The following is a 21,732-nucleotide window of genomic DNA, read 5'->3' as shown; positions in this document are numbered from 1 at the left end:
CGCGGCCGAACGGGGGGCACGGCGGAGGCCCCGCGTCACGGGCGAAGGGCGGCCGCTCACTCCGTAACCAGGAACAGCCGCAGGTCCATCAGGTTCGTGCCGGTTTCGCCGGTGTAGACCGCGTCGTTCGCGCGCCGGAGCGGAACCGACGAGTCGTGTCGCCGGAGGTGCGTGAAGGGGTCGACTCCCCGCTCGCGGAGGCGGGGGACGGTCGTCCCGTCGACGAGCCCGCCGGCGACGTCGGTCGGTCCGTCCGTCCCGTCCGTTCCGAGCGCGAGCGCCGTGACCGACTCCCGGTCGGCGAGTTCCAGCGCGACGCTCAGCGCGAACTCCTGGTTCGGGCCGCCCTCGCCCGCGTCGTCGGGGACGGTCACCGTCGTCTCGCCCCCGGAGACGAGCACGCACGGCGTGGGGGCCGGCCGATCGTACGTCGCCGCCTCGACGGCGACGCTCGCGAGCGCGGTCCCGACGTCCCGGCTCTCCCCCTCCACTCCCGTCGAGAGGATCAGGTCGTCGTAGCCGAGCGCGGCCGCCTCCTCGGCCGCGGCCTCACACAGCGTCGCGGCGTTCGCGAGGACGACGTACTGCGCCGGGAGCGCCCCGATCCGGTCCGGCGACGGCGGGGCCACGGACGCGGACCCCTCCGGACGCCGCAGGTACGTTCGGACGGGGTCGGGGATCTCCGCCCAGAGGCCGCGGCGTTTCAACGCGTCGACGGCGTCGGCGGCCGTGGACCCGTCGGCGACCGTCGGCCCCCACGGCTCGCCGGCCACCTCGTCGACGACGACGAGGGTGACGGCCGTCGCCGGGGCGAGCCGCTCCGCCAGCCGCCCCCCCTTGATCCGCGAGAGGTGCTTCCTGACCGCGTTTATCTCGTCTATCGGGAGGCCGGCCCGCAGCAGTCGGTCGGTCGTCTCGGCGAGCGCGACCAGCGGTACCGCCGGCGGCGGCGAGACGAGTTGGGCCGACGCGCCGCCGGTGATGCACACGAACACGAGGTCGTCGCTCCCCGCCCGGTCCGCGATCTCGCGTGCACGACGGCCCGCCTCGAGGCCCGTCTCGTCCGGGATCGGGTGTCCCGAGCCGACCACGTCGACGCCCGGAAGCGGTCGCTCCTGGCCCGCCTTCTCCGCCACGATCCCCGCCGAAACGTCGCGGTCGAGCGCCGCTTGCAGCGCCTCGACGACGGCGACCGACCCCTTCCCGGCCCCGATGACGGAGACGCCGTCGATCGACGTCAGGTCGTACTCCTCGCCGTCGACGACGAGTCGGTCCCCGTCCCGTCGAACGTGCGCCGCGACGGTGTTGCTGGGATGGACTCGTTCCAGCGATCGCTCCGCGATCGCGAGCAGGTCGCGACGGGCCCGTTCGTTCCCGTGGTCGGTCAGCGATTCGGTCCGTTCGATCATCGGAACCACTCACGCCCGGTCGGTGAGACACGGGCCGGCGTCGACCCCGTACGTCGCGGCCGAACCGAGCTCCGCCTCGATCTCGAGCAGCCTGTTGTACTGTTCGGTCCGTTCGCTTCGACTGACGCCGGTCTTGATCTGCCCAGCGTTCAGGCCGACCGCGAGGTCGGCCAGCCAGGTGTCCGCGGTCTGTCCGGAGCGTTCCGAGACCTGAACCGCGTACCCGTTTCGGCGCGACCGCGACGCCGCCGCCAGGGCCTCCGACACGGTGCCCACCTGATTGACCTTCAGGAGCAGGGCGTTCGCGGCGCCGCGTTCGATGCCGGTTTGCACCCGATCCGGGCTCGTGACGAACAGGTCGTCGCCGACGATCTGGACGTCAAGCGCGTCGGTCAACTGCGCGAACCCGTCGAAATCCTCCTCGTGGAGCGGGTCCTCGATGGAGACGAGCGGGTAGCCGTCGACGAGGTCCCCGTACAGGTCGACGAGCTCGCCCCGCGTCATCCGCTCGTCCATGACGTCGTACGTCCCCGTGTCCGGGTCGTACAGCTCCGAGGCCGCGACGTCCACGGCGAGGGAGAACTCGCCGCCGTACCCGCACTCCTCGACGGCTCGAAGCTCCAGGTCGAACGCGTCCCGCGGGTCGGTCAGGCCGGTCGGGGTGTAGCCGCCCTCGTCGCCGACGTCGAGCGACGCCGGCCCGAACTCCGATTCGATGAGCCCGCCGAGTTCGTGGTACACCTCGCTGCAGCGGCGAACCGCCTCGGAGAACGAGTCGGCGCCAGTCGGCACCACCTGGTGCTCCTGGAAGTCCAGCCCGCTGGCGCCCAGTTCGCCGCCCTCGATGAGGTCGAACAGGGGGACCGGGAGGGCGGACGCGTCGACGCCGCCGAGGTACCGATAGAGCGGCGCGTCCAGCGTGGCCGCGCCGGCCACGAGCACGGCGACGGAGACACCGGTCAACGCGTTCCCGCCGAGGTTCGACCTGTCTGGCGTTCCGTCGAGCGATACCAGCCGGTCGTCTATCGCTCGCTGGTCCGTGACGTCGGTTCCGATCAGCTCCGGGGCGATCCGCTCCTCCACGTTCCCGACGGCCGTCCGGACGCCGAGCCCGCGGTACCGGTCGCCGCCGTCCCGTAGGTCGACCGCCTCGTTCGCGCCGCGCGAGCGGCCGCACGGAACGTCGGCACGCCCCGTCCCCGCCCCCGTCTCCACGGTCACCCGGAGCGTCGGTTCCAGTCGGTTGTCGAGGATCTCCCTCGCGCTGACGTCGGTGATGACTGCGTCGTTCACGGCAGAGGCACTCGTCTCCCCACTCGTGGCAGCCTCCCTTAGTAGTATCTCCGCGACGGGCGAGAGACTCCCGGAGGACGTTTCGCCGTCCGAGGGACCCGGTCGTCCCGGCAGTTTCGTCGTGAACGCGATTCGGTCGCCCCCGACCGGGCCGAAGGCCGGGATCGGCGTTGTCCCATCAGAAAGACTTGAACCGACACCCACCGCATGGTCTCGCGATGGCCGATCCAGCCTCCGCCGGGAACCGCGAACCGCTGTTCGGGAATAGCCCGGACGTCGCGGACACGGCGTTCGTCTCGAACCGTTCGTACCTCGTCGGCGACGTCGCCGTCGGGCCGCGCGCAAGCGTCTGGCCGTTCGTCTGCGCCCGCGGCGAGGACGCGGCCGTGACCGTCGGCGCCGAGTCGAACGTCCAGGAGTTCACGATGCTCCACGGCGCCGACCTCGGCGACGGCGTGACCGTCGGCCACAACGTCGTCGTCGACTACGCGACCGTCGAGGACGACTCGCTCGTCGGGATGCAGAGCGCGGTGCTCCGGGGGGCGACGGTCGAGTCGGGCAGCCTCGTCGCCGCCGGCTCGGTCGTCCTGCAGGACCAGACGGTCCCCGAGGGGCACCTCGCCTACGGGACGCCGGCGCGGACGAAGCCGCTCACCGAGGCGCAGCGCGCGGAGATCGAACGGGTGCACGAGCACTACGTCGAACTCTCCCGTTCGTACAGGGCGGCAGAACGGTTCGAGTGACCCCGACGGGACGGTTCACCGGGCCGACGTGATCGAGTCGTAGGCCGCGTCCAGTCGCTCCCGTTCGTCGTCGGCGAGGTCCCACTCGAGGATCCGCTCCACCCCGTCGCGTCCCAGCCGGACCGGCACGCTGAGACAGACGTCCTCGAAGCCGTACTCCCCGTCGAGGGGCACCGACAGGGAGACCGGCTCGCCGTCGAACCCGCCGTCGAGGACCGCGCCCGCGAGCCGCGCGACGCCCCGACCCGTCACCCAGCGGGAGGACTCCCCGGCGCCGCGCAGGTCGATGACGTCGTACGGGACGTCCCGGACGTACTCCCGGACCTCGCGCCGCTCCGCCTCGGTGAGCGTCACGCGCTCCCCGTCGATCGTCAACCGGGAGAACAGGGGCACGACGTGCTCGCCGTGTTCCCCCACCGTCGGGCAGTAGACGCTCCCCCTGGGGACGTCACGGAGCGTCGCGATCCTGTCGGCCGTGCGCGCCGTCTCGGAGAGCGAGTAGCCGACGAAGCGACGGCGGTCCCAGCCGGTCTCCCGCCAGAGGTGGTGGGTGATGTGGTCGACGGGGTTGCTGACGACGACGACCGGGAGCGGGTCCCGTTCTGTCAACGCCCCCGCGATGGTCGACGCGAGCTCCCGGTTCCGCTCGAGGAAGTGGGCCCGCCCGCCGCGCTGTGCGGACCCCTCCGGTCGCGGGACGCTCGCGGCGATGACGGCGACGTCCGCCGTCTCGAGCGAACCGCCCCTCGACGGGGCGCCCTCGACCGGGGCCGTGGTGCCGTCCCCGCCGAACTGCGGCAGTTGCCCGAGGGTCCGCGCGTGGCGGGCGTCCGTCGCGTGGCCCGTCGCAGCGTCCACGTCGACGTCGACGAGCGTCAGGTCGACGTCGGGGCGGTCGATCGCGAGGGTGTACGCGGCCGTAGAGCCGATGGTACCGGCCCCGCCGATGACGGCTACTTCCATGGGCGAACATCCGATCACGTCCGCTTAAGGATGCGGATACGGGACGCGTCCGCCGCCGTCGTCCGGGTCGACGGTCGAGTTCCCACGCGACGTCCTCCCGGGTCGTACGCACGACCGCGTCGACCCGGACCGCCCGTTCGGCTCACGTGACGCCGAAACCACATCATTTTAAGCGTGATTCCGCAATGCACCAACGGAATGCTCGAACTCTACCAGTCGGAGACGTGCCCGTACTGCGGGAAGGTGCGCGAGAAGCTCTCGGATCTGGGCGTGTCCTACGTCGTCCACAACCCCCGTCTCGGCGGGAAGAGCGGCGGCGACGTCACGAACCAGCGGACGTACGACGAGATGATCGAGATGGGCGGGGAGAACCAGATCCCGTACCTCGTCGACAACGCGCGCGACGAAGCGCTCTACGAGAGCGACGACATCGTCGCGTACCTCGAGAAGCACTACGAGTGAGTCGGGCGGGCTGAGTTCCGTCCTCGACCGGACCGACCCGGGCCCTGAGCGGCGCGCTCGCCGCTCCTGGATCGTTCGAGGACGTCGGAAGCGGCTGCCCCGCGGAACTATTCGATGGCCGCTTGTTATACACGCGCATCTGATGGTTCGCGCCGCCCGAACCGGCGTGACGGTCCTCGCCGTGCTCCGATCGTCGACAACCAGTGCTCGTGGAACGTCGACGCGGGGAGCGACGGGGAGCGGGAGAACGCGGTACGTTGGGGCGTTCACCGCGTGGTTCGACGTCGACGGCCCGTGTTCTACGGGACGTCGCGAGGGCCGCACACGAACGGGACCGAACGGTCACTCGATCGGCCGTCAACCCGATTTCGAGGCACTCCCCCGGGCGTACTTCTCTACGTAGTGGGAGACTCGTCTCGTGATCCTTCCCCGAGAGAACGCGAACAGGCACCGTCCGGAGTACGTATCCGTATCCGTATGGATTCGACGATGTATTCCTTTCTAGTAGTGTCGAGCGACTCCTCCACTCGCGACCGTCCCCGGCCGGCTACCCGTCCAGTTCGACGAGCCGGTTCAGCGCGTACACGGTCCGGAGCATCTCGTCGGCCCCGCCCGGCGCGAACACGAGGTCGTCCGTCGATCGGACGTGCTCCAGGACCGACTCGGAGGAGTGTGCCGGCGCGGCCGCGATGCCGGCGTCGGCCCGTTCGGCCCACTCCATCGCGCGCAGGTCGGACTTGCTGTCGCCCATCACGCAGACGAACGGGTCGGCCACGCCGAGCGCGTCCAGCGCCGCCCGCACCCCCGCGGCCTTGTCGAGGTCGCGCGCCGCGAGTTCCGCCGCGTCCGCCCGGTAGAGCGCGACGTCGAGGCGCTCGAACAGCCGCGCCGCCTCGGGGTCGGTATCGGGAGGAACGTCGGCACCTGCCCGCTCCAGCGCCGCCTCGATCTCCGGGTCGGCGTCGGCGTAGAACGCGCGCGCGGCGGCCGGGCCGTCGATCCCGTCCCCCTCGCCGCTCCCGCCGCTCCCCCCGCCGAGTCGCTCCGCCACCGCCTTCCCGACGAGTTCGAGCAGGTGGGCCATCGCCTCGTCGATCACCTCGTCCGCGCGGTCGCTCCCGGTCTCGTAGTTCGGCTTCAGCGTGACGTTGAACTCGTTCCCCTGGAGGTGACAGCCGCGCCGGACCGGCTCCGGCGCCTCGCGTAGCACGCGGGTCCGCACGTCGTCCACTACCGCACGCACGTCGTCGTCGAGTTCCTCGTAGAGCAGCCGCTTCGTGTCGGCGCCGCTGCCGGGGGTGAACACGCCCGCACCCGCCTCGTAGACGACCGAGACGTCCCCCGAGTGGACGAGTTCGCTCCCGAGCCCCTGGACGAGGAACCCCTTCACGTTCTCCAGCGTCTGCCCGGTACAGACGACCAGCGGGACGCCGTGCTCGGCGAACTCCGTGAGGAGGTGGAGCGTGTCACGGGGGATCTCGTTGTCCGTGTCCCCGGCCGAGCGGAGCGTCTCGTCCACGTCCAGCACGAACGCGTTCACCGCCCGGCCGTACTTTCCCCGGAGGTCCAGCGCGGTGAAGGCGGCCTGTCGGTCTGCCCGCTCCGCGATGGACGCGAGCGTCTCGCCGTCGGCGAACGCCGCCTCGATGCCGGCCCGACGCTCGGCGAGCGCGGCGTTCGCCTCGTCCCACCGCTCCAGCGCGACCCGGGAGTCCAGCGGCGGGAACAGGTCCACGAACTCGCGGTAGGCCCGCAGCGTCTCGGTGTCGAACTCGGCGTACAGTTCGTACACCCGGTCGTAGAGGTCCACGGGCGGGGTTGGGCGGCACGCGGAATAAAACCAACTCGGCGGGCGAACGTCGCCGGACGGGCGACGCGGACGGAATCGGCGCGGGGCGTGGACCGGTCCGACACGGGACGCGGACGGGGCCGGTTCCGGCTCTCACCTCCCGCCCGACACGCGGACTTATGGGTGAGGCAGCGCCACGGATACTCATGGCAAACGAGGGCAGCCAGCGGGCGATCGCGACCGGTTCGACCGCCATCCCGCACTGGTACGACCCGGACGGCGACGTGCCGACCATCGTCGAGGGGGAGGACGCGACGGTGTACGACGACGAGGGGACCGCGTACCTCGACTTCCAGGCGCAACTGTACTGCTGTAACGCGGGCCACAGCAACGACGTGATCGTCGAGGCGATGACGGGCCAGGCCGAGCGCATCCCGTACGTCTCGTCGGCCAAGCACAACGACGCCCGGTCGGCGCTCGCGCGCCGCCTCGGCGAGATCGCCCCGGGGTCGCTCTCGGACGTCCTCTTCGCGGTCTCCGGGAGCGAGGCGAACGAGCTCGCCTGCGGGATCGCCCGGCGGGTCCAGGACGCCCCGAAGGTGCTCACCCGCTGGCAGTCCTACCACGGCGGCACCTACGGCGCGGGCAGCCTCACGGGCGACCCGAACACGCGCGCGACGCTGGAGCGCCACGCCGCGACGACGGGGGCCGGGAAGTTCCTCCCGCCGCTCCCGGAGTGCTTCGACGCCGACTCCCCCGAGGAACTGGCCGAGCAGGCCGCCGACCACGTCGAGTTCGTGATCCGGAACGAGGGGCCCGACTCGGTGGCGGCCGTCCTGATGGAGCCGGTGGGCGGGACGAGCGGCGCCTACCCCGCGCCGCCGGGCTACTTCGAGCGGCTCCGCGAGATCTGCGACGAGCACGACGTGCTCCTCGTCGCCGACGAGGTCATCACCGGCTTCGGCCGCTGCGGCGAGTGGTTCGGCGTCGACACCGAGGGGATCCGGCCCGACCTGCTCACCTTCGCGAAGGGGGTCACGAGCGCGTACGTCCCCCTGGCGGGCGTCGTCCTCGACGACCGGATCGGCGAGACGATCCGCGCCGAGGAGTTCGACCTCGGGCAGACGTTCGCCGGCCACCCGGTCGCCTGCGCGGCGGGGCTGGCCGCCATCGGGGAGTACGAGGACGGCCTGATCGGGAACGCGAACGCCGTCGGGCCGCACCTCGAATCGCGGCTGCGCGAACTGGAGGACCGGTACGAGGAGGTGCGGACGGTTCGCGGGCGGGGCCTACTGTGGAGCGTCGTCTTCGCGGACCCGGTGACCGGCGAGCCGTTCCACGACTCCTTCGCCGGCGACGAGGGCGAGAACCCGGTCGCGGCGGTCCGCTCGGCGGCCCAGGAGCGCGGCGCGCTGTTCGGCGGCGGCCGCCCCGACGATCAGGTCATCGTCAGCCCGCCGCTCTGCGTGACGGAGTCGGAGATCGACGAGGCGGTCGACGCGCTCGCGGCGGGCGTCGAGGCGACGTTCGGGTAGTCACCCCGGGGAGTTCGCTCCCGTTCCCGGGGCTCGTTCGCCTCCGACTCACTCGCCCCGTTCCTGTCATGGCGGGTTCGGCCTAGATACCTCGCCGCCGAACCCGGGGCCGCTTACTCCGTTCGTTCACCCTCGCACCCGTTACGGGCGGCTCGCCCGCGGCCCTCGTCACCGTTCTCCGAGGCCTCGTTCGCCTCCGGCTCACTCGCCCTCGCTCCCCCCGAACGTGACGCCCTCCCGCGAGTCCGCGCGCCGCCGCCGGAGCGCGGCGGCGGCCTGGCTCGCGTCGTACCCGAAGAACACCTCGTTGGCGTACGCCTCCGCGACCTCCGTGGCGTGAATGAGGTCGTCGATTTCGACGTTCACCGCGTACAGTTCCACGGAGAAGGCGACGTCCAGCCCGTCGAGCCGGCTCTCGAACCCCTTCGCGATGGTCTCGAGCCAGTAGGTCGTCCCGTAGTGGGTGTCGTACAGCGGGACGACGAACTCGTCGACGTGGTCGGCCAGCGCGTCGAGGTCCAGCCCCGCGCGCTCGTGCAGGTGGCCCGGGTAGGGGTCTGGGTAGAGCGTGAGGTACGTCCGGCCCGGGATCCGGTCGGTCGCCTCCGCGACGAAGTCGGTGATCACCTCGGCGCGCCAGTCGGCCCACTCGTCGTGGTCGCTCGCGGCGAACTGCTCCCGACATCGGTCACACCGACAGTAGCCCTGGCGGGGGAACCCGACGTCGTCGAGGCGGACGTCGCCGTTCACGTCGGCGCAGTCCTCGACGATCTCGAGCAGGCCGCGCCGGTAGTCCCCGTGGGTCGGGCAGACGTACGCCCAGTCGAAGTACGTCCGGTCGCGGGTCGCCGGCTCGCCGGCGTCGTTCACGGGGACGAGGTCGGGGTTGGACTCGGCGGCCGCGTTGTCGCCGAAGCAGGAGACCATGTTGACGGCGTTCTCTAGGGGCTCGGCCGAGCGGCCGGTGACGTCCTTCACCTCGTAGAAGCCGCGGTCGAACTCCGGCCACGCCACCTCCTCGGCGTTCCGGGTGACGACCCCGTACCTGGTCATTGCGGGACGGTAAGCCGGGTACGCGGGTAAGTGTCTCGGAAGGAATCGGGCCGAGCGACGCGCGGTCGGCCGGTCGACGCCGGTCCGGCCGCGGGGGCGTTCGGCCGCTACTCCTCGACGTTCACCTCGATCGGGTCGCCCCCGGTATCGAGGACGACGTAGAGGACGACGACGGCTGCGAGCAACGCGACGAGCTTCGCTGTTCGGGACATGTCCGGGGGTTAACGTATATCGACTAATCGTTTCCGGCCGTCGCCAGTTCTGCCCGCCGCCCGTCAGTCGTCCGCCTCGCCGGACGCATCGTTCGGCCCCTCCCTCTCCGGCGGCCACGCCGGGAGCCTCTCGGCGTCGTGGGTGCCGACGGGCGGCAGGTTCACGGCCGCGGCGGGCGACGCGTCGAGGTCGGTTTCGTCGTCGAGGTCCGTCATCCCCTCGCCGGCCTCGCGGGCGTCCCGGTCGATGCGCATCGAGCAGAACTCGGCGCCGCACATGGAGCAGAATCGGGCCTCCTTGTAGTTGTCGCCGGGCAGCGTCCGGTCGTGGAACTCCCGGGCCCGTTCGGGGTCGAGCGCCAGGTCGAACTGTCGGCGCCAGTCGAAGTCGTACCGCGCCTCCGAGAGCGCGTCGTCCCAGTCGCGCGCGCCGGGCAGGCCGTTCGCCACGTCGGCGGCGTGGGCGGCGATGCGGTAGGCCGCCATCCCCTCCCGCACGTCCTCGCGTTCGGGGAGGCCGAGGTGCTCCTTCGGGGTGACGTAACAGAGCATCGCGGCGCCCGCTCGGGCGGCCTCGGTCGCGCCGATGGCCGAGGTGACGTGGTCGTAGCCGGGCGCGACGTCGGTGACGAGCGGGCCGAGCACGTAGAACGGCGCGCCGTCGCACGCCTCGCGCTGGCGGTCGACGTTGTCGCGGATCTCGTCCATCGGAACGTGCCCCGGCCCCTCGACCATGACCTGCACGCCGCGCTCCTGGGCGACCCCGGTCAGCTCCCCCAGCGTGTCGAGTTCCGCGAACTGGGCCTCGTCGGAGGCGTCCGCGAGGCTTCCGGGTCGCAGGCCGTCGCCGAGGCTCACGGTCACGTCGTGTTCGCGGAACGTCTCGCAGAGCTCCGGGAAGTCGACGTACAGCGGGTTCTGCTCGCCGTGCTCCTCCATCCAACGCGCGAGGATGGAGCCGCCCCGCGAGACGATGCCCGTGGTGCGGCCGTCGGTGAGCGGGAGGTGCTCCATCAGCACGCCCGCGTGGACGGTCATGTAATCGACGCCCTGGCGGGCCTGCTTCTCGATCACGTCGCGGAGGAGGTCGCGTGTGACGTCCGCGGGCGAACCGGCGCGCTTGACCGCCTCGTAGATGGGCACGGTGCCGACCGGCACCGGGGAGTGGGCGACGTTCGCCTCGCGGATGCGGTCGAGGTCCGGGCCCGTCGAGAGGTCCATCACCGTGTCGGCGCCGAAGTGGACGGCGGCGTGAAGCTTCTCCAGTTCCGCCTCGGGGTCGCTCGTGTCCTCGCTGTTGCCGATGTTGGCGTTCACCTTCGTCGCGAACGCCTCGCCGATCACCATCGGGTCGAGCCCCTCGTGTCCGTGGTTGTTCGGGATCACGGCACGACCGTCCGCGACCCGTTCGCGGACGAACTCGGGATCGCGGCGCTCCCGTTCGGCCACCCGTCCCATCGCCGAAGTCACCACGCCGTCCCGGGCGCGTTCGAGCTGTGTCGGCATCGATAACCTAGTTATATTACTCAGTTATAAAACTAGGCCGTGGCGATGCGACGTGGAGTCGGATCGGCTGCGCGAGAAGCGCGGAGGGGGGAAGGTCGGTCGGTCGGTCGCTGCGGTCAGTTCACCGCCAGGTGATCGCCGATGTCCGTCCGGATGATCTCCCCGCAGTACTCACAGCGGACGCCGTCGTCGACCACCCGGAACGACGACGAGACCGGTTCGTCGGCGTTCGTGATGCAGTTGTGGTTCGGGCAGCGAAGGAGGCCGACCACGCGCTCGGGCCGCTCCACGCGGTTCTTCTCGATCACCTCGTACTCCCGGACGATGTTGACGGTCGCCTCGGGGGCGAGCAGCGAGATGATGTCCACCTCCCCCTGCGAGAGCTCCCGACCCTCGACCTTCACGATGTCCTTCTTCCCCAGCGTGTCCGACGGGACGTTCATCCCGATGGAGACGCCGAACCCCTCGTCGCCGTCGATGCCGAGCACCGCGAGGACGTTCAGCGCCTGGCCGGCCGTGACGTGGTCGATGACGGTGCCGTCGCGGATCTTCGAGACGCGGAGTTCGCGCTCGGTCATCGGTCACCCCCCTCGACGGAGAGCAGTTCGTCCAGCAGCGCCATCCGCACCGGGATGCCGTTGTGGGCCTGCTGGAAGTACCGCGCGTGCTCGGTGGCGTCGACGTCCGGCGCGATCTCGTCGACGCGCGGGAGCGGGTGCATCACGGTGAGGTCGTCGGGCGCCGCCTCGAGCGTCTCGGCGTCGATCTGGTACTGGCCGGCCACCGTCTGGTACTCGTTCTCGTCGGGGAAGCGCTCGCGCTGGATGCGCGTGACGTAGAGCACGTCGAGTTCGGGGAGGACGTCCCCGAGGTCGGTGTGTTCCCGGAGCTTCGCGCCGCCCTCGTGGAGGTCGAACTGTACCCCGCGGGGGAGCTTCAGGGACTCCGGGCTGACGAAGTGCATCCGGGCGTCGAAGTTCGTGAGCGCCTCCGCGAGCGAGTGGACCGTCCGCCCGTACTTCAGGTCGCCCATGATGCCGACCGTCAGGTCGTCGAGCCCGGCGTTCTCGCGCATCGTGTACAGGTCGAGCAGCGTCTGGCTCGGGTGCTGGCCCGCGCCGTCGCCCGCGTTGACGATCGGCACGTCGACGAACTCGGCGGCGAGCTTCGCGGCCCCCTCGCTCGGGTGCCGGAGGACGATGCCGTCGGCGTACCCCTCGATGACGCGGACGGTGTCCGCGAGCGACTCGCCCTTCTTCACCGACGAGGACTCGACGGTGCCCATGTCGACGGTGTCCCCCCCGAGTCGTTTCATCGCCGCGTCGAAGGACATCTTGGTGCGCGTGCTCGGCTCGAAGAAGCACAGCGCGAGCAGCCGGTCGGCGTGGCGCTCGGCGACGCTCGCCGGGTCGGCCGCCAGCTCGGCGGCGCGGTCCAGCACCGCCTCGATGTCCCCTCGGGTGAGCTGGCCGGCCGAGAGGAGGTGGTCGTGGCGCATCACTCGTGTCACCGGCGGGCGTCGCCTTCAATCGCTCGGACCGGTCGTCCCGTCGCCTCCGTGCGGTTTTGCATCCACGTGCTTGTCCTCGCGCGGCGCGTTTCGAGATTCGAAGCGTCGCTTCGACGGTCGAGTCGAGCCCCGGCGACGGCGCCCCGGCGGTTCGGTCCGACGCGTCGGCGCCGTCGGGCGCGTCCGACACCCTCATTCCGGCGGACGACGACCGGCCGACCATGTCGCTCGTCGCCTCGCTCCCCGGCCGGCCGCTCTCTGACGCCGAGATCGCGTCGCTCAACCGCGCGGACTCGGTCGAACTGGCGGTCGCCGTGGACGAGTCCGGAGCCACCGAGGCGCTGCTGCTCGCCACCGACGACTGGGTGAAGGGGCTCCGCTTCCTCGGCGGCGCCTGGGAGGTCACCGAGACCGTCGCCGTCGACGAGGGGACCGACCGGTACGACGCGCTCCGGGCCTGTGAGGACGCGGTTCGGGCCGCCGGGGAGGGGGCTGACGGTGCCAGTAGGGGCGACGATACCGGCGACGTGGACGACGCCGAACGCGACGGGGCGGACGCGGCCCAGGGACCGGACGGCGACGGCTGACGCGGCGACGCACCCGGCCCGCGGACGCGTCCGACCGGGGGAGGGTTTTAGGTGTCAGTCGGGGCAACACCCTCCCGTATGTACGACAGGATCCTCGTGCCGACGGACGGGAGTCCGGCGGCGGACGCGGCGGTCGAGCACGCCATCACGATCGCAGAGCGGTTCGGCGCGACGCTCCACGCGCTGTACGTCATCGACGCGACGGCCTACTCCTCGCTGGAGGCCGGCAGCCAGATGGTCGCCGAGGCGCTCGAGGAGGAGGGGGACGCCGCCGTCGACCGCATCGCCGAGGCGGCGGCGGCGGCCGACATTCCCGTCGTCGAGTCGGTCGTCTCCGGGACCGCCTACCGCTCCATCCTCGAGTACGCCGACGAGCACGACATCGACCTCGTCGTGATGGGAACCCACGGCCGGCGGGGGATCGACCGCTACCTGCTCGGGAGCGTCACCGAGCGCGTCGTCCGGACCGCCGACCAACCGGTGCTCACCGTCCGACTGCCCGAGGAGGAGCAGTAGGCGGCCGAACCCGTCGGGGAGAGCCCCGACCGGCGAGCGCGTGTGGCTCGCCGCGAGGACGCACTTTATGCCGGTCCCAACGAATGTCGGGCCATGAGCCTGGCAGTCGCACACGACGACCTCGTCCAGTTCCGCAGGGACCTCCACCGACACCCCGAGCCCGCGTGGTGCGAATTCTACACGACCGCGCGCATCGTCGAGGAACTGGAGACCCGCGACGTCGACGAGATCCACTACGGCCCCGACGTCCTCGGCGCCGAGCGGATGAACGTCCCCGACGACGACGAACTGGCCGAGTGGTTCGACCGCGCGAAGGCGGCCGGCGCGCGGGAGGATATCCTCGCCGAACTCGAGGGGGGTTACACCGGCGCGGTGGCCGTGATTCGACGGGGAGACGGGCCGGTCGTCGGCCTGCGCGTGGACATCGACGCGCTCCCTATCGAGGAGGCCGACGCCGAGCACGCGCCCGCGGACGGCGGGTTCCGCTCGGAGAACGAGGGCTGGATGCACGCCTGCGGCCACGACGCCCACGCCACGTTCGGCCTCGGCGCCATCGACGAGGTGCTCGCGTCCGACTTCGAGGGCACGCTGAAGGTGTTCTTCCAGCCCGGCGAGGAGCAGATCGTCGGCGGGAAGCCGATGGCCGAGTCCGAGTTGATCGGGGACGTGGAGTACCTCGTCGCCGTCCACGTCGGCCTCGACCACCCGACGGGCGAGGTCGTCGCGGGCGTCGACGGCTTCCTCGCCGTCTCGCACTTCCTCGCGGAGTTCTCGGGCGTCCCGAGCCACGCCGGCGGCCACCCCGAGCAAGGGAAGAACACGGTGCAGGCGATGGCGGCGGCGGTCCAGAACCTCTACGGCATCCCCCGGCACGCCGACGGCGCGACCCGCGTGAACGCCGGCCTCGTCGGCGGCGGCACCGCGACGAACATCATCCCCGAGGAGTCGTACGTCGAGGGTGAGGTCCGCGGCGAGACGACCGACCTGATGGAGTACATGGACGACAAGGCCGAGACGGTGCTCCGCTCGGCCGCCGAGATGCACGAGGTCGAGGTCGAGACCGAACGGCTCGGCCGCGCGCCCTCCGCCACCTCGGACCAGGAACTCGTGGACGTCGTCGCCGACGTCGCCGGCGGCGTTTCCGGCGTGGACTCGGTGCTCGAGCGCGACGAACTCGGCGGCAGCGAGGACGCGACGTTCCTCATGCGGGCGGTCCAGGACGACGGCGGCTACGCGACGTACGTGGGCGTCGGCACCGACCACCCGGGCGGCCACCACACGAGCACGTTCGACGTGGACGAGGCGTCGCTCGACGTCGGCGTCGAACTGCTCTCGGGGACGGTGCTGGAGATCGCGAAGCGCCGGCCGTAGCTCCGCGATCGATCCCGACCGTCCGACTCCCGCCCCCGCCGAAACTCGTTTCGAGGCCGGCCGCTCGGGTCGACCGCCGGACGGGGCCGAGCCGCCGACGGGAAACGGTACGATTTGTGATTCCGTATCGCGGAGCCCTTAACGGGCCGGGAATCCGAGTTAACACGATGACGAGTAAAGCACTCAGCCGACGGACGATGTCGACGCTCGCCAAGCGCTTCCGGACGACCGCCGCCTACAGCCGACGGCAGCCCTCGACCGGGTGGGCGGCCGACGCGAACGGCGATCAGCTCAAACTCTCGGCCATGGCCGCCGCGGCCGCCTGAGCCATAGACCAGACCCTCCGAGCCGCGAATCGAGACGCCCCGAATCGCATACGACGCGCGAATCACCGGAGCCGGCTTTTCCGCGATCGCAGATCAACCGGTGTGCCGCGACAGCCCGGCCTTCGGCGGGACACCGGGCCACCCACCGCGAGCGAGGGAGGCCCGGCGAAGCCAGGCCGACCGAGTCAAGCGGCCTTTTGGCATGAACGGGTTTTGCGGGGGTCTGGCCGCAGCGCGTCGGCGGAGCCGACGCGCGAGGACATGCCCCCGCAAAAGAGGTTCGTCCTAGTACTTCGGCTCGGCCCCGGTGGCCTCGTAGACGCCCTCCATCAGGTCGTCCCGCTGGGCCCGCCAGCCCTCGAACGCCCCCGGCCGCGAGGGGTAGCGCTCGTAGTGCTCGATCAGTCCCTCCGCGTGGCCCTTCACCCGGTAGAAGTCCCGGATCTGTCGCCAGTAGCCGAAGCTGTCGACGGCGGTGCGGAGCTTCAGCCCCAGCCCCATCGACGTCTTCCCGGAGTAGAGCGCCTCCGCCAGCTTCTCGCCCGGCAGCGACGCCATCAGCCCCATCAGGTCGTCGACGTCCACCGCGGTCGAGAGGATGTTGTACACGTCCAGCCCCGCGTAGCGTGCGCCGAAGTGGTCCATCACGCGCTCGTTGTAGCGCCACAGCGCCGACTCGCTCACGTCGCCCTCCGAGATGGCTCTCACGGCCTGCTCGGCGGCGTACTTCCCCGCGTAGGCGGCGCCCGCGATGCCGCCGCCGGTGGTGGGGTTGACGTGGCCCGCCGCGTCCCCGACGGCGACGAAGCCCGGCGCGACCGCGGAGTCGTACGGGCGGCGGGTGGGGAGCGCGGCGCCGAGCTTGTCCTTCACCGTCGCGCCGGCGAACTCCGCGCGGTTTCGGAGGTCCTCCTTGAGGACCTCGACGAGCTTCATCGGCTCCTCGTTCATCTGGAAGCCGAGGCCGGCGTTGATCTCGGTGCTCGTGCGCGGGAAGTACCAGAGGTAGCCCGCGGCGGTCTTGGTCGGCTTGAACACGAGCGCGTCGGTCCACTCGACGGGTTCGGGAACCTCGACGACCTCGCGGTAGGCGGAGCAGAACTGCGAGTAGGAGACGTTCGTGTCGAAGGTGGCGTCGGCGAAGTCGCCCTTGTCCTGGAGGATGGAGAGCGAGCCGGCGGCGTCGATGACGATCTCCGCGTCGTACTCGACGACGTCGCCCTTTCGCTTGGCGCGGACGCCGGTCACGGTGCCGTCGTCGTCCTGGGTCACGTCCTGGACGACCGTGTCGTAGTGGAACTCGACGCCCCGACCCGCCGCGCCCCGGATGATGCGCCGGCCGTACTCCCAGCGGTCGAGCACCGCGAGTTCGCCGGGGACCGGGATCTCGAGCACCGTGTCGTGGCTCGGAATCTCGAAGCGTCCGTGCGTGACGCCGGTGTTCGTGAACGCCGGCTCGATGGTCTCCTTCGGGATCGCCTCGGGGAAGGCGTCGGCGCCCTTCAGCGCGTCCCCGCAGGCGATGTGGCCCGCCTCCTCCTCGTCCTTGCGCTCGACGACGACGACGTCGAGGCCCGCGTCGGCCGCCGTGGCGGCCGCGTAACAGCCCGCGGTGCCCGCGCCGACCACCGCGACGTCCGGCTCGTACGTGGTCATTGGTCGAACTCCCTTCCGCCGGGCCTAAACTCTTTATTCCCTGCGCGGACCCGATTCCGGCCCGCCCCGGCCGCGTCCGGCCGGCACCCGCAGGACGGGATTCCTTGAAGTGACCGCGGGTGGAGTGTGTGACATGCCCTCGGCGGACGCCCTCGATCAGTTCGACGCAGTCGTGACGCGTTACGACCGGCTCGCGGGGGTCCTCCTTCGGGGCGGACTCGGCGTCACCATCCTGCTGGCCGGCGGTCACAAGCTCGTCGCGCCGGCGGCCTGGCACGCGTACCTGGCGCCGCCGTTCGCGGCCCTCTGGCCGACCGGGCTCCTCCCGCTCTCCCCGACGTTCGTCCTGTTCGGGGTCAGCGAGGTGCTGTTCGGGCTCCTGTTGCTCGCCGACTGGCACACGCCGACGGTGGCGTCCGTGACGGCGCTCTCGCTCCTGGGCGTCGTCGTGAACCTCTGTGTCGGCGTCGCCGTCGGGGAGCCGTACGTGGACGTGCTGGTCAGGGACGTCGGGTTGACGTTCCTGGCGTTCGGCGTCGCGCTGAACGGCGATACGGCCCGGGGAGCGGGGGACGGTCCCGAGACGTGACGCCGCGACCGATCGACTCGACACCACGCGTCCCGGGTAGCGGGAACGAAGTTCCCGGGGAGCGGGGACGAAGTTCCCGGGGAGCGGGGACGAGACTCCCGATGCGACCGGCTAACGCGCCACGAATGGAGGCGACGGCCCGCCGCTACTCCTCGCCCGACTCGTAGTGGTCGCCGGCGGCCTCGGGGATGCGGGTCCGACCGAACAGCGCGAGCACGACGATGACGGTCACGTAGGGGACCGTCCGCACCAGTTCAGAGGGGATGGCGAACAGGCTCCGCGCCTGCAGGGTGAGCTGGAGCGCGTCCAGGCCCGCGAACAGCAGCGTCGAAAGCAGCGCCCCGATCGGGTTGTAGTTGCCGAACAGGTACGCGACGATGGCGATGAACCCCTTGCCGTTCACCATCGTCGGCCCGCTCCCGGAGAACTGGCCGATGGAGAGCGCGAGCGCCGCGCCGCCGATGCCCGAGAGCACGCCCGACAGGAGCACCGCCTTGTACCGGACCAGCGAGACGTTCACGCCGGCCGTGTCGAGCGCCTTCGGGTTCTCCCCGGACGCGCGGACGTGCCGGCCGAACGAGGTCCGGTTCATCGTCCACCACGAGGCCGCGACCGCGACGAACATGAGATACACCACCGGCGTGGCGGAGAAGAGCGCGCCGACGGTCGGCAGGTCCGCCGCCCACGCCAGCCCGTCGACGACCATCGTCGAGAGCACCGGGAGGCTGCTCTCGGCGAGCATCCGGGGGACGGTCCGGAACGTCCCCACGCCCTCGGTGTTCGTGCTCCCGTAGACGACCTGCGAGAGGAACGGAGCCAGCCCGAGCGCGATGAGCCACACCGCGAGCCCCGCGATGATCTGGTCCGCGCGGAACTCGATGCAGACGACCGCGAACAGCAGCGCGAGCAGGACGGAGGTGACCACGCCGCCGAGCAGCCCGAACCAGACGCTCCCCGTGACGTCGGCCACGTAGACGCCGCCGAACGCGGCGATGATGAGCAGCCCCTCCAGCCCGATGTTGATGACGCCCGACTTCTCGGCGAAGATGCCGCCCAGCGCCGCGAACGCGATGGGCACCGAGAGCCGGAGCGCCGCCGACACGGTGGAGTTCGCGAACAGCACGCGCACGAACCGCCCGAGCGGGGTCCCCGGCGTGAGGGCGCCGACGACGACGACGACCGCGAAGGCGGCCAGCGCCACGAGCCCGATCCCCGTCCGGAGGCCGACCGAGGTGAGCCGGTCCAGCGTCCCCGCGCCCGCCTCGACGGCGTCGTCGCTCATCCGGACTCACCCCCGTCGGTCGCCACAGCCCCCTCGTCGGGTTCGTCCAGCCCGGCGTACCTGCCGGCCATCCGGAAGAACTCCGGCATGGCGACGAACAGGACGATGAGCCCGCGGAGCACGCCCACGAGCTCCGGCGGGACGTCGGTGCCGACGTCGACGACGATGCTCCCGGACTTCAGCACCCCGAACAGCAGCGCGGCGGGGATGACCCCCAGCGGGTTGTTTCCGGCGAGGATGGAGACGGTGATGCCGTCGAAACCGTAGTCGGGGACGCCGACCTGGAAGTTCCCGAGGATCATCAGCACGTACACGGCGCCTCCGATGCCGGCCAGCGCGCCCGAGAGCGTCATGCTCGCGACGACCGTCCGACGGGCGTCGACGCCGCCGTACTCGGCCGCCTCGGGCTGGAGCCCGCTCGTCCGGAGGTCGTAGCCGAACGCCGTGCGCGCGAGCAGGTACGCCATCGCGGCCGCGAGCGTCAGCGCGAACGCGAGCGCGACGAGCGAGACGTCCGCCCGCGCCGGGAACACGAGGCTGGGGAACGTCGCGTGACCCGGGAGCGCGACGGTCTGGGTCGCGAAGCTGTCGGGGTCCTTGAAGTGGTTCTGCACCAGGTAGAGCGCGACCGAGGTGGCGACGAAGTTGAGCATGATCGTCGTGATCACCTCGTTCGCGTCCGCGTACGCCTTCAGCGCGCCCGGGATGGCGCCGAACAGCCCGCCCGCCGCGGCGCCGACGAGCAGGCCGAACGGGACGAGCACGAGCGTCCCCGCGACCCCCGAGACGAACGAGGAGGCGGGGAGCACCGCGAGCGCCGTCGCCAGCGCGCCGACGACGAGCTGGCCCTGCCCGCCGATGTTGAAGATGCCCGCCTTGAACGCCACCGCGACGGCGAGCCCGGTGAAAAGCAGCACCGTCGTCTCCGCGAGCGTCGTCGCGAACTGGCCGTTCAGGGGGTTCGCCGCGAGGTCCCCGAACGCGCCGAGGAACAGCCGGTCGAACACGACGAACGGGTCGTAACAGAAGCCGACGCCGAGAAGCGAGAAGGACGCCGACCCGCAGGAGGTCATCCGCCCGGCCGCGAGGACGAGCAGGAAGCCGATGGCGACCGACAGCAGCAGCGCCGAGCCGGAGATGAGCAGGCGCTCGGTCCCGGAGGCGCGGGAGAGCCCGATCAGCATCCGCATCGCCCGGTTCCGGAACGCCGACTCGGGGCCCCCGTCGGGCGCGCCGGACCCGCCGGGCGAGGAGCCGTCCTCACTCATGGGCCGCCCCCGTGACCTCCCTCGTCGGGGCGCGCGGCACCGAGTCGGGCGTCTCGCCGGCCATCAGCAGCCCGAGCTGTTCCTCGGTCACCTCGTCGGGGTCGACGACCGCGACGGTCCGACCGCGGTACATCACCGCGAGCCGATCCGAGAGCCCGCGAACCTCGTCGAGCTTCGAGGAGACGAGCAGCACCCCGCGGCCGTCGTCCCGGAGGTCCAGCAGCCGGTCGTGGATGAACTCCGTCGAGCCGATGTCGACCCCGCGGGTCGGGTGGGAGGCGACCAGACAGGTCGGCTCGCGGGCGAACTCCCGGCCGACGATGAACTTCTGCTGGTTGCCGCCCGAGAGCGACTTCGCGGTCGCACGCGCGTCCGGGGGGCGCACGTCGTACTTCGAGATGACGCCCTCCGCGTGCTCGCCGGCGCGGCCCCAGTCGAGGCGCCCGCCCGCGGCGAACGGCGCGTCGTGCTGGGAGCCGAGCACGCCGTTCTCGGTCAGGTCGAACTCCATGACGAGCCCGCGCTCCTGCCTGTCCTCGGGGATGTACGCCATCCCCGCTCGGGTCCGCTCGCGCCGCGGGGCGTCGGTCACGTCGCGTCCGTCGAGCGCGACGGCACCCTCGTCGGGGTCGCGCAAGCCCGTGATCACCTCCACCAGTTCCGACTGGCCGTTGCCGTCAACGCCGGCGACGCCGAACACCTCCCCTTCGCGGACGGTGAAGGAGACGTCGTCGACCGCCACCACGTCGCGGTCGTCGGTGGCCGTGACGCCGTCCACGTCGAGCACGGGGGCGCCGGGGTCGGCCGGCGTCGACTCCGTCTCGAGCACGACCTCGCGGCCGACCATCAGCTCCGCGAGCTCCTCGCGGGAGGTCTCGTCGGTCCGGACGCTGCCGACGTTGCGGCCGTCCCGGAGCACGGTCACCTCGTCGGCGGCCTCCAGCGCCTCGCCCAGCTTGTGCGTGATGAAGATGACCGTCTTCCCCTGCGCCGTCAGTTCGTCCAGCACCTCGAAGAGGTCCTCCACCTCCTGTGGGGTGAGCACGGCCGTCGGCTCGTCCAGGATCAACACGTCGGCGCCGCGGTACAGCGCCTTGAGGATCTCGACGCGCTGCTGGACGCCGACGCTCACGTCCGCGACGGTCGCGTCCGGTTCGACGTCGAAGCCGTACCGCTCGGAGAGGTCGAGCACCGACTCGCGCGCGCGGTCGCGGTCGATCGCCAGCCCGCCCCACTTGCGGGGCTCGTTGCCGAGCGTGATGTTCTCGGCGACCGTCATCGGGTCGACGAGCATGAAGTGCTGGTGGATCATCCCGACGCCGGCGTCGATGGCGTCGCGCGGCGCGTCGAACCTGCGCGGCGGCGCGGCGTACTCGCCGTCCTCGTCGACCTCCAGGCCGTCGCCGTCGACGTACACCTCTCCCTCGGTCGGCTCGTATAGCCCGTAGAGGACGTTCATCAGCGTCGTCTTGCCGGCGCCGTTCTCGCCGAGCAGGGCGTGAACCGTCCCCCGCTCGACGGAGAGCGTCACGTCGTCGTTGGCGACGACGCCGGGGAAACGTTTCGTGATTCCGTCGAGGCGGACGGCCTCCGTCATCCTGTCGGTCCTTTCGACGGTGGCGGCATAAACGGCCCGTTTCGGTCCGGACGGGCCGAAACGAT

20 protein-coding genes are annotated in these 21,732 nt (G+C 71.2%); 8 read left to right on the top strand and 12 right to left on the bottom strand.

What is annotated here, in order from left to right; all coding sequences use genetic code 11:
* Window positions 1-56 precede the first annotated feature (56 nt).
* Together HUG12_RS08255 and eno are read right to left on the bottom strand one after the other, a co-directional pair.
* A complete protein-coding gene (locus HUG12_RS08255; RefSeq protein WP_179268304.1) occupies window positions 57-1,409 on the bottom strand; it encodes a glycerate kinase type-2 family protein in 1,353 nt (450 codons plus the stop codon).
* A gap of 9 nt (window positions 1,410-1,418) precedes the next feature.
* Window positions 1,419-2,702 carry a phosphopyruvate hydratase gene (eno, locus tag HUG12_RS08250; RefSeq protein ID WP_179268303.1) on the bottom strand — a complete coding sequence of 428 codons (1,284 nt, stop codon included), beginning with the start codon at window positions 2,700-2,702 and terminating at the stop codon, window positions 1,419-1,421.
* A gap of 218 nt (window positions 2,703-2,920) precedes the next feature.
* Between eno and HUG12_RS08245 the strand changes: the two genes are divergently transcribed.
* Complete coding sequence (locus tag HUG12_RS08245; protein ID WP_179268302.1) at window positions 2,921-3,445, top strand: gamma carbonic anhydrase family protein; 525 nt, start codon at window positions 2,921-2,923, stop codon at window positions 3,443-3,445.
* 15 nt (window positions 3,446-3,460) lie between these two features.
* On the opposite strand, the gene HUG12_RS08240 is transcribed toward HUG12_RS08245, so the two are convergent.
* Window positions 3,461-4,408: a malate dehydrogenase gene (locus HUG12_RS08240; RefSeq protein ID WP_179268301.1), complete on the bottom strand. Its 948-nt coding sequence runs from the start codon at window positions 4,406-4,408 to the stop codon at window positions 3,461-3,463.
* Between the two features lie 198 nt (window positions 4,409-4,606).
* Here HUG12_RS08240 and HUG12_RS08235 point away from each other — a divergent pair, with 198 nt between their 5' ends.
* Window positions 4,607-4,870: a glutathione S-transferase N-terminal domain-containing protein gene (locus HUG12_RS08235; protein WP_179268300.1), complete on the top strand. Its 264-nt coding sequence runs from the start codon at window positions 4,607-4,609 to the stop codon at window positions 4,868-4,870.
* Between the two features lie 547 nt (window positions 4,871-5,417).
* On the opposite strand, the gene HUG12_RS08230 is transcribed toward HUG12_RS08235, so the two are convergent.
* Entirely contained in the window at window positions 5,418-6,680 is a 1,263-nt protein-coding gene (locus HUG12_RS08230; protein ID WP_179268299.1) for an HAD family hydrolase, read from the bottom strand.
* 185 nt (window positions 6,681-6,865) lie between these two features.
* Between HUG12_RS08230 and HUG12_RS08225 the strand changes: the two genes are divergently transcribed.
* Window positions 6,866-8,194 (top strand): aminotransferase family protein, encoded by a 1,329-nt coding sequence (locus tag HUG12_RS08225; protein ID WP_179268298.1) that lies wholly within the window; start codon window positions 6,866-6,868, stop codon window positions 8,192-8,194.
* Between the two features lie 201 nt (window positions 8,195-8,395).
* Here the strand turns inward: HUG12_RS08225 and HUG12_RS08220 are convergent, their stop codons facing one another.
* The 4 genes from HUG12_RS08220 to pyrB form a co-directional block, all read right to left on the bottom strand.
* Window positions 8,396-9,247: a glycoside hydrolase family 10 protein gene (locus HUG12_RS08220; RefSeq protein WP_179268297.1), complete on the bottom strand. Its 852-nt coding sequence runs from the start codon at window positions 9,245-9,247 to the stop codon at window positions 8,396-8,398.
* A gap of 275 nt (window positions 9,248-9,522) precedes the next feature.
* Window positions 9,523-10,965 carry a phosphomethylpyrimidine synthase ThiC gene (thiC, locus tag HUG12_RS08215; RefSeq protein WP_179268296.1) on the bottom strand — a complete coding sequence of 481 codons (1,443 nt, stop codon included), beginning with the start codon at window positions 10,963-10,965 and terminating at the stop codon, window positions 9,523-9,525.
* A 116-nt stretch (window positions 10,966-11,081) separates the two neighbouring features.
* Entirely contained in the window at window positions 11,082-11,543 is a 462-nt protein-coding gene (pyrI, locus tag HUG12_RS08210) for an aspartate carbamoyltransferase regulatory subunit (protein WP_179268295.1), read from the bottom strand.
* Window positions 11,540-12,463, bottom strand: a complete 924-nt coding sequence (gene pyrB / locus HUG12_RS08205) for an aspartate carbamoyltransferase (RefSeq protein WP_179268294.1) — start codon at window positions 12,461-12,463, stop codon at window positions 11,540-11,542. The genes pyrI and pyrB overlap by 4 nt, the downstream gene beginning before the upstream one ends.
* Window positions 12,464-12,696: 233 nt before the next feature.
* Here pyrB and HUG12_RS08200 point away from each other — a divergent pair, with 233 nt between their 5' ends.
* The 4 genes from HUG12_RS08200 (at window position 12,697) to HUG12_RS08185 (ending at window position 15,275) form a co-directional block, all read left to right on the top strand.
* Window positions 12,697-13,062 carry a hypothetical protein gene (locus tag HUG12_RS08200; protein WP_246308160.1) on the top strand — a complete coding sequence of 122 codons (366 nt, stop codon included), beginning with the start codon at window positions 12,697-12,699 and terminating at the stop codon, window positions 13,060-13,062.
* Window positions 13,063-13,140: 78 nt separating this feature from the next.
* Window positions 13,141-13,578 (top strand): universal stress protein, encoded by a 438-nt coding sequence (locus tag HUG12_RS08195; RefSeq protein WP_179268293.1) that lies wholly within the window; start codon window positions 13,141-13,143, stop codon window positions 13,576-13,578.
* Window positions 13,579-13,671: 93 nt separating this feature from the next.
* Entirely contained in the window at window positions 13,672-14,949 is a 1,278-nt protein-coding gene (locus HUG12_RS08190) for an amidohydrolase (protein WP_179268292.1), read from the top strand.
* Window positions 14,950-15,116: 167 nt separating this feature from the next.
* Window positions 15,117-15,275: a hypothetical protein gene (locus HUG12_RS08185; protein WP_179268291.1), complete on the top strand. Its 159-nt coding sequence runs from the start codon at window positions 15,117-15,119 to the stop codon at window positions 15,273-15,275.
* Window positions 15,276-15,560: 285 nt separating this feature from the next.
* Here HUG12_RS08185 and HUG12_RS08180 read toward each other — a convergent pair whose 3' ends face one another.
* Window positions 15,561-16,931, bottom strand: a complete 1,371-nt coding sequence (locus HUG12_RS08180; RefSeq protein ID WP_179268290.1) for a geranylgeranyl reductase family protein — start codon at window positions 16,929-16,931, stop codon at window positions 15,561-15,563.
* Between the two features lie 133 nt (window positions 16,932-17,064).
* Between HUG12_RS08180 and HUG12_RS08175 the strand changes: the two genes are divergently transcribed.
* Complete coding sequence (locus tag HUG12_RS08175) at window positions 17,065-17,520, top strand: DoxX family protein (protein WP_179268289.1); 456 nt, start codon at window positions 17,065-17,067, stop codon at window positions 17,518-17,520.
* A gap of 145 nt (window positions 17,521-17,665) precedes the next feature.
* Here the strand turns inward: HUG12_RS08175 and HUG12_RS08170 are convergent, their stop codons facing one another.
* From HUG12_RS08170 to HUG12_RS08160, 3 genes are read right to left on the bottom strand one after another with little or no spacing between them, the layout of a single operon-like run.
* On the bottom strand, window positions 17,666-18,802 hold the full coding sequence (locus tag HUG12_RS08170; RefSeq protein WP_179268288.1) for an ABC transporter permease: 1,137 nt from the start codon (window positions 18,800-18,802) through the stop codon (window positions 17,666-17,668).
* A complete protein-coding gene (locus tag HUG12_RS08165; RefSeq protein ID WP_394354278.1) occupies window positions 18,799-20,070 on the bottom strand; it encodes an ABC transporter permease in 1,272 nt (423 codons plus the stop codon). The genes HUG12_RS08170 and HUG12_RS08165 overlap by 4 nt, the downstream gene beginning before the upstream one ends.
* Entirely contained in the window at window positions 20,063-21,667 is a 1,605-nt protein-coding gene (locus tag HUG12_RS08160; RefSeq protein ID WP_179268287.1) for an ABC transporter ATP-binding protein, read from the bottom strand. The genes HUG12_RS08165 and HUG12_RS08160 overlap by 8 nt, the downstream gene beginning before the upstream one ends.
* Window positions 21,668-21,732: the final 65 nt, after the last annotated feature.

This window comes from Halorarum salinum, from assembly GCF_013402875.1.
Lineage (GTDB): Archaea > Halobacteriota > Halobacteria > Halobacteriales > Haloferacaceae > Halorarum > Halorarum salinum.
Note: the sequence above shows the minus strand (reverse complement) of the source record. Positions and strands in the feature narration are given on the sequence as shown.

Bases quoted from the DNA above. Each gene is read 5' to 3' on its own strand.
- HUG12_RS08235 (WP_179268300.1), top strand. From the start codon at position 4,607: ATGCTCGAACTCTACCAGTCGGAGACGTGCCCGTACTGCGGGAAGGTG.
- HUG12_RS08200 (WP_246308160.1), top strand. From the start codon at position 12,697: ATGTCGCTCGTCGCCTCGCTCCCCGGCCGGCCGCTCTCTGACGCCGAG.
- HUG12_RS08240 (WP_179268301.1), bottom strand. From the start codon at position 4,408: ATGGAAGTAGCCGTCATCGGCGGGGCCGGTACCATCGGCTCTACGGCC.
- HUG12_RS08175 (WP_179268289.1), top strand. From the start codon at position 17,065: ATGCCCTCGGCGGACGCCCTCGATCAGTTCGACGCAGTCGTGACGCGT.
- pyrI (WP_179268295.1), bottom strand. From the start codon at position 11,543: ATGACCGAGCGCGAACTCCGCGTCTCGAAGATCCGCGACGGCACCGTC.
- thiC (WP_179268296.1), bottom strand. From the start codon at position 10,965: ATGCCGACACAGCTCGAACGCGCCCGGGACGGCGTGGTGACTTCGGCG.
- HUG12_RS08165 (WP_394354278.1), bottom strand. From the start codon at position 20,070: ATGAGTGAGGACGGCTCCTCGCCCGGCGGGTCCGGCGCGCCCGACGGG.
- pyrB (WP_179268294.1), bottom strand. From the start codon at position 12,463: ATGCGCCACGACCACCTCCTCTCGGCCGGCCAGCTCACCCGAGGGGAC.
- HUG12_RS08185 (WP_179268291.1), top strand. From the start codon at position 15,117: ATGACGAGTAAAGCACTCAGCCGACGGACGATGTCGACGCTCGCCAAG.
- HUG12_RS08170 (WP_179268288.1), bottom strand. From the start codon at position 18,802: ATGAGCGACGACGCCGTCGAGGCGGGCGCGGGGACGCTGGACCGGCTC.
- HUG12_RS08160 (WP_179268287.1), bottom strand. From the start codon at position 21,667: ATGACGGAGGCCGTCCGCCTCGACGGAATCACGAAACGTTTCCCCGGC.
- HUG12_RS08195 (WP_179268293.1), top strand. From the start codon at position 13,141: ATGTACGACAGGATCCTCGTGCCGACGGACGGGAGTCCGGCGGCGGAC.
- HUG12_RS08255 (WP_179268304.1), bottom strand. From the start codon at position 1,409: ATGATCGAACGGACCGAATCGCTGACCGACCACGGGAACGAACGGGCC.
- HUG12_RS08245 (WP_179268302.1), top strand. From the start codon at position 2,921: ATGGCCGATCCAGCCTCCGCCGGGAACCGCGAACCGCTGTTCGGGAAT.
- HUG12_RS08190 (WP_179268292.1), top strand. From the start codon at position 13,672: ATGAGCCTGGCAGTCGCACACGACGACCTCGTCCAGTTCCGCAGGGAC.
- HUG12_RS08225 (WP_179268298.1), top strand. From the start codon at position 6,866: ATGGCAAACGAGGGCAGCCAGCGGGCGATCGCGACCGGTTCGACCGCC.
- HUG12_RS08220 (WP_179268297.1), bottom strand. From the start codon at position 9,247: ATGACCAGGTACGGGGTCGTCACCCGGAACGCCGAGGAGGTGGCGTGG.
- HUG12_RS08180 (WP_179268290.1), bottom strand. From the start codon at position 16,931: ATGACCACGTACGAGCCGGACGTCGCGGTGGTCGGCGCGGGCACCGCG.